Source organism: Enterococcus sp. NBRC 3427 (assembly GCF_007996925.1).
Lineage (GTDB): Bacteria > Bacillota > Bacilli > Lactobacillales > Enterococcaceae > Enterococcus_B > Enterococcus_B lactis.
In genome coordinates, this window is record NZ_BJLL01000002.1 from 32,132 (window position 1) to 45,572 (window position 13,441).

A 13,441-nucleotide genomic window follows, 5' to 3' on the forward strand; every position below is an offset into this window, starting at 1 on the left:
GAAGGTGAGAAGATGTTAACACATTACCGAAAAGAAAACCGTAAAATTGCTATGGGACTGTTGAGTTTCCATAAGAAGCTGACAGGTAAGTCTTCTTTGTTGAAGGAGATAGATACGTACGAATCTGAAGATGATTATGAACTTTTTTTCTTTACGCCGGAAGGTTCGACCAACATTCAAGGGATCATTGGTGTTTATTGGGCAACGAACGATCAGCTGATCATCCATGACATTTCTTTGAATCCATCTTATCGCGGTGAGAATATGGGCTTTCAAATGTTAGATGAATTACAAGAAAAGTATCCGGATGTCTCCATCCGTGCAACTGAAATCACAGAGCCTTATATTGGAAAGTGGCTAGCAAAGAAAAAGAAGAAAGAGTGAATGAGTTGACGGAGATCAATATTAAATTAGATGTATTCGAGGGACCTCTCGATCTGCTGCTTCATCTGATTCAGCAAATGGAAATCGATATATATGATATACCAATCGCTACGATCACAGAGCAATATATGAATTATATCCATACAATGAAAACACTGGAGCTAGCTGTTGCAGGAGAATACCTAGTGATGGCTGCTACATTGATGGCAATCAAAAGTAAGACGTTGCTCCCTATCCAAGAGTTTGTTACAGATGATGAAGAACTATGGGAAGAAGATCCTCGAGAAGAATTGGTCACTCAGCTTTTAGAATACCGTAAGTATAAGTATGCGGCTGAAAAATTAACAGAAAAAGCAGAGGAACGAAGTCTTTATTACACAAAAGACCCTATGAACATCGATGGATTGGCGGATGTTGAAAAACCGTTGAAGCGAGGACAAGTCAAAAAAATCGATCTGATCCGTGCTATGCAGAAAATTTTAGAACGTAAGAAATTTTCTCAAAAAATGGAAAAAACGATCACGCCCGATGATACAACGATCGAAGAACGAATGATCTTTATCGAAGAGCGTATAAAAAGAAATACGCATGGCTGTACCTTCGACTCTTTTTTTGAGTCGCCTTCCAAAAGTGAAGTTGTCACTACTTTTATGGCTTTGCTAGAGTTGATGAAAAAAGGACAGATTATTGCGCAACAAAAAGAAAATTATGAATCAATTATGCTTTATCCAGCAGTAGGAGATACCGAACATGACGAAATTAAGTGAACTTGAAGCCCTTCTTTTTATTGTTGGCGAGGAAGGAATCAGTAATGAAGAATTAAGCGGACTGTTGAATCTCAGTGAAGCAGAAGTCGCAAATTTAGTGAAAGAATTAAGAGACTCTTACGCTCAAAATCCGCACTCAGCTTTGCATATTTTTGAAACGGAAAGCCATTATGTATTAACGACTAAAAAAGAGCTAGCGCCATTGCTCAAGCGATATGCGCAAGGAACATCGAACACGTTATCTCAAGCCGCTGTCGAGACTTTAGCAATCATTGCCTATAAACAACCGATCACACGAGCTGAAATCGAGCAGATTCGAGGCGTTCAGGTTTCAGGAGCGGTACAGCGTCTGGCTGCTCATAAACTGATTGAAGAAAAAGGCAGAGTAGAAGGACCAGGTCGACCGATATTATATGGAACAACTGGTTACTTCTTGGATTATTTTGGGCTGAAATCATTAGAGGAACTGCCTGATACACAAGAAATGGAAATTTCACTTGAAGAAGATGTGTCACCAGATCTATTCTTTGATGGAATGAATAAAGGAGAACAATTGTAAATGGAGAGATTACAAAAAGTAATTGCCCACGCTGGCATCACTTCTCGTCGAAAAGCAGAAGAATTTATCCTTGCAGGACGTGTAAAAGTAAACGGACAAGTTGTAAGAGAATTAGGGATAAAAGTTGGAAAACATGACACTGTGGAAGTGGATGAAGTGCCAATTTATCAAGAAGAATACGGTTATTATTTATTGTACAAACCTAAAGGAGTCATTTCTGCTGTAGCAGATGACAAAGGAAGAAAAGTCGTTACGGACCTTCTGCCGATGGTAAAAGAACGAATTTACCCCGTAGGTCGACTGGACTACGATACTTCGGGCATCTTACTGCTGACAAATGATGGAGATTTTGCCCAGCGCCTGACACATCCAAAACATGAAGTGGATAAAGTTTATGTCGCAAAAGTAAAAGGGATTGCGACAAAATCGATGCTTGCACCTTTGGCAAAAGGAATAAAGATCGAAGGACGAAAAACGTCTCCAGCTAAATTCCAAATTTTATCAGTGGATCCTAAGACAAATCACAGTATCGTGGAATTGACGATCCACGAAGGACGGAATCATCAAGTGAAAAATATGCTTCAAGCAGTTGGGCTCCCTGTGCAAAAGTTAAAACGTGAAAAATACGGTGATTTGACATTACAAGGTCTACGCCCTGGGGATTATCGTGAATTGAACAAAAAAGAAGTCAGCAACTTATTGAATCATTCAAAATAAACACTTACTTTTTATAAGTGTTAAATGTTGCGTTTTTTGAAGAGATATGTATAATGAACATGTAAACAAAAATTATATAAGGTTCGTCTTCAGGGGCAGGGTGAAATTCCCGACCGGTGGTTATAGTCCACGACCTATTTTGCAAAAAATAGCTGAATCGGTGAAATTCCGATACCGACAGTACAGTCTGGATAAAGAAGATAGGGCTTATTTGACGCACACTTGATCAAATAACTCTAACTCTATTTTCCCTGGAAAATAGAGTTTTTTCATTTGGAGAGAAACGTCAAAAAGTTCGCTGAAGAGGAGTCCTAACAGGAGGATTTCAAATGAAGAACACCCGTGTACAGAAAATGGTTGCAGTAGCGATGTTTGCTGCGATCGCATTAGTTTTACAGTATTTTGCTTTTCCGATCATGCCGGCTTTTAGTTTTTTGAAGATTGATTTTAGTGATATCCCGGTATTGATCAGTATGTTCTTATTCGGTCCAGCGGCCGGAGTAGCAACAGCGTTCTTGCGTTCAGTATTACATCTGCTGACTACAGGTTTTTCTCCAGATAACCTAGTGGGAGACACAGCTAGTTTCTTATCAACAACGATCTTTACCTTTCCGATTTATTACTTCTTTAGTGTAAAGAAACAGCATAAAGGAAGAAATAAATTTTTAGGTGTGATTACAGGAACGATTGCTCTGACTATTTTCATGAGTATCGCGAATTATTTCGTTATTACGCCTCTTTACTTAATGTTTTTAGGACTGAACGCGACACAGATGTTGGGGATGTCTTTAGCAAATTATGTATTGATTGGGATTGTTCCTTTCAACTTGATCAAAGGATTCATCGTGAGTGCTGTCTTTTTAGTGCTACATGCGCAACTTCTTCCATGGTTAAGTCGAAAACAACATCAGTTGGAACAACGTCATACAGCAGTTAAATAAATGTCAAAAAGATCAAGAAATTTCTTGATCTTTTTTTTTGGAAAAAAATACAATACATGCAATATTGTAAACGTTTTATTTGTTTGTTTTGAGTATTTTTTTTATTTATGCATAAAAATCAATCGGATTTTTTAGAATGTGAAATTCTTCTCCTTTCAAAAGATGGAAATGTTTGTTTATATAAAAAAGGAAACGCTACAATGAAAATGAAGAAAGCTTTAAAAACCTGAAAAAAGGGGGAGAAAATAGGAAAAAACGAACTTTTTGAACAAAAGTTTTATAAAATGCGTGTTATTATTTTTGTTCTGATACTCTTTTTGATAAAATAACATTAGAGCCAAAAATGATGTCTCTAACGGAAAAGAAAGGAAGAAGAAGATGGAACAAACAAAGAAGAAAAAATTTCAAATGCCTTCAGCGTATACGGTCTTATTCATTATTATTGCAGTAATCGCTGTACTTACTTGGTTTATACCAGCTGGACACTATAGTGTAGACGATGCAGGCAACATTGTCGCTGGATCATATGAACGAGTACAACAAAATCCTCAAGGGCTGTGGGATATTTTCATGGCGCCAATCAATGGGATGCTAGGTGTACCAGCGGGGGAGCTAACTAAAGAAACACCTGCTGCAATCCCAATCTCTTTCTTCATTTTAGTTGTTGGTGGATTTTTAGGTATTATCAACAAAACAGGTGCACTAGATGCCGGAATCGCTTCAGTTGTGAAGAAATTCAAAGGAAAAGAAAAAATGCTTATTCCAGTATTGATGCTGTTATTTGCATTAGGCGGATCTACTTACGGAATGGCAGAAGAAACGATTCCGTTCTATGCTTTACTGATCCCAGTTATGATGGCAGTAGGCTTTGATACAGTGGTAGCAGTAGCCATCGTATTAGTAGGGTCTCAAGTAGGCTGTTTAGCTTCAACGGTCAATCCTTTCGCAACAGGCGTAGCTTCACAAGCTGTTGGGATTTCGATGGGTGAAGGTATTGGTCTTCGATTCTTGATGTTCGTTATTTTGTTAGCTATTTCTATTGTATATGTGTATCGCTATGCATCAAAAATCGAAAAAGATCCAACAAAATCATTAGTATACAATCAACGTAAAGAAGATATGAAACATTTCGATATCGAAGCAATCGGTCGCCAAGAAGTAATCACGAAAAAACAAAAACATGTAAATGTATTGTTCTTCATTACTTTTGGTATCATGATCATCAGTTTGATTCCTTGGACAACCTTGAATGCGAATTTCACAATTTTTGAATCATTGACAAACTGGTTAACAAATCTTCCGGTACTAGGAACTGTTTTAGGTAAAAGCATGCTTCCACTAGGTGACTGGTACTTCCCAGAAATTACTATGTTGTTCTTAGTCATGTCAATCGTCGTAGCAATCACGTATGGTATGAAAGAATCTGAATTCGTCTCTGAATTTTTAGCTGGTGCTTCTGACTTGATTGGTGTAGCTATCGTAGTAGCTGTTGCTCGTGGTATCCAAGTGGTTATGAACAACGGGCTGATTACAGACACTATCTTACACTGGGGCGAACAAGGATTAAGTTCATTATCTTCAAGCGTATTCATCATCATTACATTTATTTTCTATATTCCTATGTCATTCTTGATTCCTTCAACTTCTGGCTTAGCTGCTGCAACAATGGGAATCATGGGACCTATGGGTGAATTTGCCGGTGTAGGGAAGGATTTAGTTATCACTGCTTATCAATCTGCGTCTGGCTTAGTAAACTTGATTACGCCAACATCTGCTATCGTAATGGGTGCTGTAGCGATTGCTCGTTTCGATGTTTCAGTATGGTGGAAATTTACTGGTAAATTAATTGCGATATTATTTGTAGCCATCTGTGTGATCCTAGGTGTAGCAGCAATGTTCTAAACCTAGACAAATACAGGTACAAGGTCTATCATAAGAGTGAAGAAACCGATATACGGCTATCAATAAGCACGTGGATAAGTCGATTGCTCCATTCAGTGAGTGTTTTTTCTTTCATCATTAAGAACATTCTGCTTGCTGATGGAGCAGGCTTAAAACGTCATTATTAGAGAAGAAGAGGTTGTGTCGGAGGCATTTGACATAGCCCTTTTTAACATATTAGGAGGTTAAAATCATGAAACAATTTGTGACAGAACAACATCATGAACAAGCATTAGAATCATTGAGCGAATTGATCCGAATCCCTTCCGTACTAGATGAAGCAGATTCAGGGCAAGGACACCCCTTCGGTAAAAAAGTGATTGAAGCTTTGGACAAAGTATTGGAAATCAGTGAAAAGCTAGGATTTAGAACATTTAAAGATCCAGAAGGCTATTACGGTTATTCAGAGATTGGCTCAGGAGATGAATTATTCGGTATCTTGTGTCATATGGACGTTGTTCCGGCAGGCGACGAAAACAATTGGGAAACGAAACCATTCGATCCAACCGTAAAAGACGGCTGGTTAGTTGGTCGCGGCTCTCAAGATGACAAAGGTCCTTCCATTGCAGCAATGTATGCTGTAAAAGCTTTGATGGACGCTGGTGTGGAATTCAAAACACGTATTCGTTTTATCTTTGGTACAGATGAAGAAAATTTGTGGCGTTGTTTAGAAAAATATAACGAGAAAGAAGAAGGCATTACGCAAGGATTTGCGCCAGACGCTGAATTCCCTTTAATTTATGCGGAAAAAGGCTTACTACAAGCTTACTTGACAGGCCCTGGAACGAACGATTTTTCTGTAAAAGCTGGCGGAGCGCTGAATGTTGTTCCTGATGCAGCTCCTTATTCTGGTGAAAAGATTTCTGAAGTAAAAGAAGCATTGAAAAAACACGGATTCGATTTCGAAGAACAAGGCGAAGGAATCGTCGTTCTTGGTAAAAGTATCCACGCGAAAGATGCCGCACAAGGAGTGAATGCTATTTCTCGTTTGGCAATCGCTCTTTCAGAAGTATTCGATTTTGGCCCAATCAATTTCTTAGGAAAATTAGTTCAAGAAAATGCAACTGGTGAAGCAGTCGTGGGCAAGACAGAAGATGAACAATCTGGTGAGTTAACGATGAACTTTGCAAGTTTGGAAATCACACCAGAACAAACAAAAATCGGTGTAGATATGAGAATTCCTGTGACATTCAAAAAAGAGGATTTAGTAGCTAAATTAACTAAAACAGTAGAAAAATATGAGTTATCTTATGAAGAGTTTGACTTCCTAGATTCATTATACGTGCCATTGGACAGTGAATTAGTGAAAAACCTATTGGGAACATATCGCGAGATTACTGGAGACATGACTGAACCATTTGTATCAGGTGGCGCTACGTTTGCCCGTACAATGAACCAGTGTGTGGCATTCGGTGCGATGTTCCCTGATACTCCTGACTTCATGCATCAGGCAAATGAACGATGGGAATTAAGCAGTATGTATAAAGCAATGGAAATTTATGCAGAAGCAGTGTATCGTTTGTGCGCTAAATAAAAAATAATCATATAAAAAAGACGGATATTCGAATGGATATTCCGTCTTTTTTATTTGGTGCTGGAAAGTTTGCATTTTTCTCTTATTTTTTTTAAGGTATAATCATACTTGATTGAGAAGAAGGTATAAACTCAGATAGAAAAGGTGGGAGAAATTGAAAATATTTAGACGAATACTAATTGGCTTAGTCATTATTTTAGGATTACTTGGCGGAGGCGGTTATTACTATATACAGCAAAATACGTACGAACCATCGTCAGAAGCACAAAAGGTGGTAAAAGAAGGAAGAAACAAAGAAGATTACTTGTTTTTTGAAGGAGAGAAAAAGAATCAGGCAAAGTCTCCATTACTTATTTTTTATCCTGGTGCTCTCGTAGACCCAGAAAGTTATAGTATTTGGGCGCAAGATTTAGCAAAAAACGGCTACTCAGTTGCTATTGTCAAAATGCCTCTTGATCTAGCAGTGATAGGTGGAAACAAAGCGGATAAAATCAAAGAAGATTTTCCAGATTCCGATTATGTGATCGGTGGTCACTCTTTAGGCGGTGTCATGGCAAGTCGATATGCGAATAAGAATCATTCAGACAGTCATTTAAAAGGGGTATTCTTCATGGCAAGCTATCCCGATAAAAAAGGAACATTGAAAGAATCAGCTGTCCCAATTTTATCAATTACAGCAACTAAAGATAAAGTATTGAATCAGAAAGCTTATGAAGAAGCCAAGCAGTACTTACCTGAAAGAACAGAGTATGTATCAATCAACGGCGGGAACCATGGAGGCTTTGGTAGCTATGGTGAGCAAAAAGGAGATGGAGAGGCAGAAATTTCTAACGCAGATCAGCAAACTGTGATTGTCAATACATTGGAAAACTGGCTGAAAAAGTTGAAATAACCGAAATGGGTCCTATAGGGTCTATGAAAAAACAAGTCAAATAAATAGATAGAAAATATAACTTTCAAAATAAGTCGGGATTTCACGGAACGGGAGAAACAGATCCCGGCTTATTTTCAAGTTTAGAAAATCTAGTGTTCATTTTTAAAGCTTAGTTTGACTTAAATTTTGTTTTCTAATAAAATCGCCCGAACTGGACATTTTTGATACGCTTTTCTTACATACGCTTCTTCTTCCGGCATGACGAACTGTTGATGAGCCTCTGGTTCTTGGGCAAATAAAACGATTCCTTCTTCATCATAATCGAAAATATCCGGCGCTTCGATTTGGCAAAGGCCGCATGCAATACAGCGTTCAGGTACAAGTTTACATAGTAGTGACATTTCTAACCATCCTAACTTAAGGAGAATAATATGATTGTTTTTATTTTATCGCTATTTTCATCAAGAAACAAGCTGCGAGTCAGCTCTCTTTACCAGCTCCTTGTGGGAAAACGAACGACTTCAGTACTTATTTTCGGATTTACTCACGAACTTTTATTTGCTCATAACAGTTTTCCAGAATTGAAACAGGACAAATTTTATCAGATTATGCAAAAACTTGCACAGCAAGGCTGGATCGAAATAAATGAAAATGAAGCAAAATTAACGTCTGCAGGAGCAGATAGGTTGTCTGAACTTCGCACAGAATATACTGGTTTGCGTTTTGACCGATATGGACGAACCGGGGAAACTAGTTGGCGGCTCATCAAATTTGCTGTTCAAGTGATTTCTAATCTGGCATCTGGGAACCAAGATTATCTTCCAGCAGAGACAAGTCCTTTTTATACTTTCCAACTGAAAAAATGGCTTAGTGGAAGCAGATTGCCACGTGGAATTTTGATTGATAGCGCGTATGAAAGTTTAGCGCAGCTGTTTTCGGAGATACCAGAAGGAGCAGCCGATTTTTTAGCTAACCAATTCTCTGGAAATGATCGAACAGGACTTCTGCCGTATCAGCTAGCAAAAACCAATGATGAGTCAGCTGTTTATTTACAACAAAGCAGATGTATCCATCTTTTGCTCGCGCAAATAGAAGAACGGCCAGATTCGCTATGGTATGTGTTGATTGATCCGTTATTACAGCAAAATTTCAATCAAAGCATGATGATCACCAAGCAGATGTTTATGAATGGTCAGACAATTGACCAGATCATGGCAATACGTCATTTAAAAAAAGGGACGGTAACAGATCATCTTATTGAGTGGGCCTTGTTTTTTGATGATTTTCCATACGAGCGGATTCTCTCTCAAGAAACGGTCGAACGATTGGAACCAAATAAGGATTCCGTGCGAGAGTGGCGCTTCAGCGAATGGAATGTAGATGGACAATTAGATTATGGAGAATTTCGTTTGTATCAAATCTATCTATTGAGAAAGGAAGCGATACAGAATGTTAATAAATGAATTAAAAAAATATTTTGGATTCGATTCATTTCGACCCGGCCAAGAAGAAATTATTCAGGCGTTGCTTGATGGAGAAGATACTCTCGCTATTTTGCCTACAGGAACGGGGAAAAGCCTGTGCTATCAATTAACAGGGTATTTAACGGATGGGATGGTTCTCATCGTGTCACCGCTACTTTCTCTCATGGAAGATCAAGTGACACAACTGCAAAAACAAGGGGAAAAACGAGTAGCTACTTTCAATAGCTTGCTTTCGCGAGCTGAAAGAGGATACGTTCTCCGTCATCTGTCGCAATATAAATTTTTATTTTTGAGTCCGGAAATGTTGACTAACCCTTCTCTTTTAGAGCAGCTGAAAAAACAGGATATAGCGCTATATGTAGTGGATGAGGCACATTGTGTATCACAATGGGGAGTTGATTTTCGGCCAGAATATCAACAGTTAGGAAAAATCCGCGAGCATTTAGGAAACCCGGTCACATTGGCTCTAACCGCGACAGCGACAGATTTAGTAGCGAAAGATATACGTCAGGTGCTATTTGATCGACAGCCAAAAGAGGTTAGACAATCAGTCAATCGACAAAACATCTCGCTTTTTGTTCGAAAAACGCAGCAAAAAGAACAAGAACTTGAACAATTCATGGAAAGTGCACAGGGTGCGGCAATTATTTATTGTGCAACAAAAAAAGAAGTCGAACGTTTGTATCATTTATTCAGGGAGCGCTTTTCAGTTGGATATTATCACGGTGGCCTTGATGCAGCTCAAAGAAGACAGCTTCAGCAACAGTTTGTAAAAAATCAGCTGCAGTTTCTCATTGCTACGAACGCATTTGGTATGGGAATCGATAAATCTGATATTCGTTATGTGATCCATTACGATTTGCCAGACAGTTTGGAAAACTATGTACAAGAAATTGGTCGAGCAGGCAGAGATCAGGAAGAAAGTGCAGCAATCCTTTTATATCAAAGTGGAGATGAACGTATTCATTATTTCTTTAATCAACTTTCTAGAGAACAGCGACAAAGTTTTGAGCTTTATTTGGAATATGCAGCAGAGCAAGCGCCATTTGATGAGCTGCAAAAAAAATGGATGGAGTTAATCCAGCAGTCTGAAAAACCAGAAAATTGGGTGGAACGGCTCAAACGTCAGGAAAAAGAAAAAGAATTCCGCCTGCAGCAGATGCTTCGTTATATCCATGAAGAAGACTGCCGCAGAAAATTCATCTTGGCTTATTTTGGGGAAGAACTTTCCGAAAAGCCGCAGAATTGTTGTGATATTGATGGCGCAAAAGTAGAACTTCTACCAAAGAAAAGGGCTTTTTCTAAGACTGAACCGCTTCATTGGGAATCGATTTTACTAAATTTATTTAAAAAAAACATGGAACATTGATTTTTTAGGACAAGACACTTTTTCCTATGGTATAATACACACGATAGAGTTTAGGAGGTAAAACAGTGAGCAGAAAAGATAGACATCAATCTACAGAAAATAACGAAACACAAGAACCATGGGAACAACCAATCTATGATACAGATGATGAGGTTTCATCAAGAAGTTCTCAGAGACAACAAAAGAAAGGAAATACATTATTTCTTTCGCTATTTTTGATTTTACTAGTCTTATGTATCGCTATTCCAGCAGGTGCTTATTTCTGGATCAGAAACGGATCAAGCAACAATGCAACAGCAGCATCTTCTTCTGAAACTTCGACATCAGTAGTAGAAAGTTCCACAAGTACAACAAAAGAGGAGTCAACTGAGACTTCAACAGTAGAATCTAGTACAATGGCGGAAGAATCTACTGTTTCTCAAGATACAGGGGTAACGTCAGAAAGCAGTATTGCAGCAGAGACAACACCTTCTTCCTCAAGTGACACAACTTATCAAGCAGGGGATTCAAGCAGCAATGCAGCAGAAACAACACCTTCTTCCTCAGCTGTAGCCGGTACGACAACGACTGTTCAAGCAGGCGAAGGTCCAAAACAAGTGGCTGAGCGTGCAGGAATCACCACTGACCAATTGTTTGAATTGAATGGCTTAGATCCAAACAACTTTATGCTTTACCCTGGTCAAGAATTAAGAATTAAATAATAATAGCCGCGCTTTGCGGCTTTTTTTTTGAGAAAAAGGAGTTATATCATGACACAAATCAGTATTGCGATCGACGGACCTGCTTCATCAGGAAAAAGCACCGTTGCCAAAATCTTAGCAAAAGAATTGAATTATATTTATACGGATACCGGTGCCATGTATCGCGCAGTGACTTATCTAGCTATTACAAACAATGTATCTTTTTCAGATGAGGAAGGACTAGTTTCACTGATCAAAAAGTATCCTATCTCTTTTTCACAACAAGAAGATGGGCAGCATGTATTCACAGCATCAAAAGACGTCACACTAGAAATCCGTCAGCCTGATGTCACAAAAGCTGTTTCTGAAGTCTCTGCTCATGGGAAAGTCAGAGAAGAACTAGTTGCTATCCAACGGAAAATAGGCGAACGCGGTGGCGTTGTGATGGACGGAAGAGACATCGGGACAGCTGTATTGCCGAATGCAGAAGTGAAAATCTTTTTAGTAGCAAGCGTAAGTGAGCGTGCAGAAAGACGATTCAAAGAGAACCAAGAAAAAGGGATCCCAACTGATCTTGAAACATTAACAAAAGAGATACAGGCAAGAGACCATTATGATTCAACAAGGGAAGTTTCTCCGCTGCAGCAAGCAGAGGACGCTGTTCGTATCGATACTACCGGCAAATCCATTTCAGAAGTCGTTGCAGCGATAAAAGCCGTCGTTTTGGAAAAGGGATATCTTCTTTTTTAAATGAAGAAAAAAACTGAAAAACAATTGTTTTTTCAAGGAAAACGAACGAAATCGCTTTATTTTTTTTGAATAATCAATTAAACTAAAAACAGTACCGTACTTACGGCAGAATGTTGGTTAGGAGGACAAGTGTTATGACAGAATTTGATCAAAATCAAGAGAACAACCAGTCAATGGAAGACGCAATGAAAAGCGTCCAAGAAGTAAAAGTTGGCGATGTTGTTAAGGGCGAAGTTTTGGTTATCGAAGACAAACAAGTAATTGTCGGAATCGAAGGGGCCGGAGTTGAAGGCGTCGTTCCGGCAAAAGAATTATCAACTTTACCAGTAGAAGATATCAACGAAGTAGTGAAAGTCGGCGATGTATTAGACTTAGTCGTTATCAGTACGATCGGCAAAGATAAAGAAAACGGCAGCTATCTTCTTTCAAAACGCCGTTTAGATGCTAAAAAAGTTTGGGAAGACATCGAAAGAGATTTCCAAGACGGCAAGGTAATTGAAGCACCTGTTACAAATGTTGTCAAAGGCGGTTTAGTCGTTGACGTCGGTGTGCGTGGCTTTGTCCCTGCATCAATGGTGGAAGATCATTTTGTTGCGGACTTTTCAGATTATAAAGGCAAAACATTGAGCTTTAAAATCATTGAAATCGAACCATCAGAAAATCGTTTGATCTTATCGCACAAAGCGGTAGTTGAAAATGAAAGAGAAGAAAAGAAAAAAGAAATCCTTTCAACGATTCATGAGGGAGATGTTCTCAGCGGACGTGTCGCACGTCTTACTGATTTCGGGGCATTTGTCGATCTAGGCGGAATTGACGGTCTAGTCCATGTCTCAGAGATTTCTCATAGTCATGTAGCAAAACCAAGTGATGTGTTAGCTGTTAATGACGAAGTAAACGTCAAAGTGTTGTCTATCAACCCTGAACAAGAACGTGTTTCCTTGTCAATCAAAGATACACAGCCTGGACCTTGGTCAGAAATCGATACAAAAGCCCCAGTTGGAGCAGTATTGGACGGAACTGTTAAACGTCTAACAAGTTTCGGTGCCTTTGTTGAAGTATTCCCTGGAGTAGAAGGGCTAGTCCACATCTCTCAAATCTCACATAAACATATCGCCACACCTCACGAAGTACTTCATGAAGGTGACGAAGTGAAAGTGAAAGTATTGGAGATCCATCCAGAAGAACATCGTATTGCATTGAGCATCAAAGCTTTAGAAGAAAAACCAGCTTCAGAAGAAGAACCAAAAAATGTGGAGTCTTATGAATTACCAGAAGAAAATACTGGATTCACTATGGGAGACATTTTAGGGGATGCGTTGAAAGAAGAAGTAGAAGAAAAAGCAACCGATGATTCTGAAAAATAATTGATTTTGTATCTGTGACTGAGATGAAAGCAGCTGCTTTTGTCTCAGTTTTTCTTTTGAAAAGCGGTGAGTATTTC

General features: G+C 38.8%; 14 protein-coding genes and 1 riboswitch. Of the genes, 13 read left to right on the plus strand and 1 reads right to left on the minus strand.

The genetic code is table 11. The features are described 5' to 3' along the window. The first annotated feature begins 12 nt into the window (after nucleotides 1–12). From ESP02_RS00650 to ESP02_RS00685, 8 genes are all read left to right on the plus strand, one after another. Complete coding sequence (locus ESP02_RS00650; RefSeq protein WP_002290158.1) at nucleotides 13–384, plus strand: GNAT family N-acetyltransferase; 372 nt, start codon at nucleotides 13–15, stop codon at nucleotides 382–384. Continuing rightward, nucleotides 381–1,151 carry a segregation/condensation protein A gene (locus ESP02_RS00655; RefSeq protein WP_002372246.1) on the plus strand — a complete coding sequence of 257 codons (771 nt, stop codon included), beginning with the start codon at nucleotides 381–383 and terminating at the stop codon, nucleotides 1,149–1,151. Before ESP02_RS00650 ends, ESP02_RS00655 begins: the two co-directional genes overlap by 4 nt. Continuing rightward, nucleotides 1,135–1,710, plus strand: a complete 576-nt coding sequence (gene scpB / locus ESP02_RS00660) for an SMC-Scp complex subunit ScpB (protein WP_002309607.1) — start codon at nucleotides 1,135–1,137, stop codon at nucleotides 1,708–1,710. Before ESP02_RS00655 ends, scpB begins: the two co-directional genes overlap by 17 nt. Next, nucleotides 1,711–2,427 (plus strand): pseudouridine synthase, encoded by a 717-nt coding sequence (locus ESP02_RS00665; protein ID WP_002372247.1) that lies wholly within the window; start codon nucleotides 1,711–1,713, stop codon nucleotides 2,425–2,427. Between the two features lie 81 nt (nucleotides 2,428–2,508). Further along, a riboswitch (FMN riboswitch) is annotated at nucleotides 2,509–2,633 on the plus strand. Between the two features lie 123 nt (nucleotides 2,634–2,756). After that, complete coding sequence (locus ESP02_RS00670; RefSeq protein WP_002309605.1) at nucleotides 2,757–3,368, plus strand: ECF transporter S component; 612 nt, start codon at nucleotides 2,757–2,759, stop codon at nucleotides 3,366–3,368. A gap of 378 nt (nucleotides 3,369–3,746) precedes the next feature. Next, entirely contained in the window at nucleotides 3,747–5,270 is a 1,524-nt protein-coding gene (locus ESP02_RS00675) for a YfcC family protein (protein ID WP_002290168.1), read from the plus strand. Between the two features lie 232 nt (nucleotides 5,271–5,502). Next, nucleotides 5,503–6,843: a M20 family metallopeptidase gene (locus ESP02_RS00680; protein WP_002315221.1), complete on the plus strand. Its 1,341-nt coding sequence runs from the start codon at nucleotides 5,503–5,505 to the stop codon at nucleotides 6,841–6,843. 154 nt (nucleotides 6,844–6,997) lie between these two features. Further along, nucleotides 6,998–7,735: an alpha/beta hydrolase gene (locus tag ESP02_RS00685; RefSeq protein ID WP_002372251.1), complete on the plus strand. Its 738-nt coding sequence runs from the start codon at nucleotides 6,998–7,000 to the stop codon at nucleotides 7,733–7,735. 161 nt (nucleotides 7,736–7,896) lie between these two features. Here the strand turns inward: ESP02_RS00685 and ESP02_RS00690 are convergent, their stop codons facing one another. Further along, nucleotides 7,897–8,118 carry a ferredoxin gene (locus tag ESP02_RS00690; RefSeq protein ID WP_002309599.1) on the minus strand — a complete coding sequence of 74 codons (222 nt, stop codon included), beginning with the start codon at nucleotides 8,116–8,118 and terminating at the stop codon, nucleotides 7,897–7,899. 30 nt (nucleotides 8,119–8,148) lie between these two features. Here ESP02_RS00690 and ESP02_RS00695 point away from each other — a divergent pair, with 30 nt between their 5' ends. From ESP02_RS00695 to rpsA, 5 genes are all read left to right on the plus strand, one after another. Next, nucleotides 8,149–9,180 (plus strand): helix-turn-helix domain-containing protein, encoded by a 1,032-nt coding sequence (locus ESP02_RS00695; protein ID WP_002372252.1) that lies wholly within the window; start codon nucleotides 8,149–8,151, stop codon nucleotides 9,178–9,180. Then, the gene (locus ESP02_RS00700; protein ID WP_025478231.1) at nucleotides 9,167–10,570 is read left to right on the plus strand and encodes an ATP-dependent DNA helicase RecQ; all 1,404 of its coding nucleotides are present in this window, start codon (nucleotides 9,167–9,169) and stop codon (nucleotides 10,568–10,570) included. The genes ESP02_RS00695 and ESP02_RS00700 overlap by 14 nt, the downstream gene beginning before the upstream one ends. A gap of 65 nt (nucleotides 10,571–10,635) precedes the next feature. Beyond that, nucleotides 10,636–11,271: an SAG1386/EF1546 family surface-associated protein gene (locus ESP02_RS00705; RefSeq protein WP_002315217.1), complete on the plus strand. Its 636-nt coding sequence runs from the start codon at nucleotides 10,636–10,638 to the stop codon at nucleotides 11,269–11,271. Between the two features lie 48 nt (nucleotides 11,272–11,319). Further along, nucleotides 11,320–12,000, plus strand: coding sequence for a (d)CMP kinase (cmk, locus tag ESP02_RS00710; protein WP_002372254.1), 681 nt, complete (start codon nucleotides 11,320–11,322; stop codon nucleotides 11,998–12,000). Between the two features lie 134 nt (nucleotides 12,001–12,134). Continuing rightward, nucleotides 12,135–13,364: a 30S ribosomal protein S1 gene (gene rpsA, locus ESP02_RS00715; RefSeq protein WP_002290176.1), complete on the plus strand. Its 1,230-nt coding sequence runs from the start codon at nucleotides 12,135–12,137 to the stop codon at nucleotides 13,362–13,364. Nucleotides 13,365–13,441 lie beyond the last annotated feature (77 nt).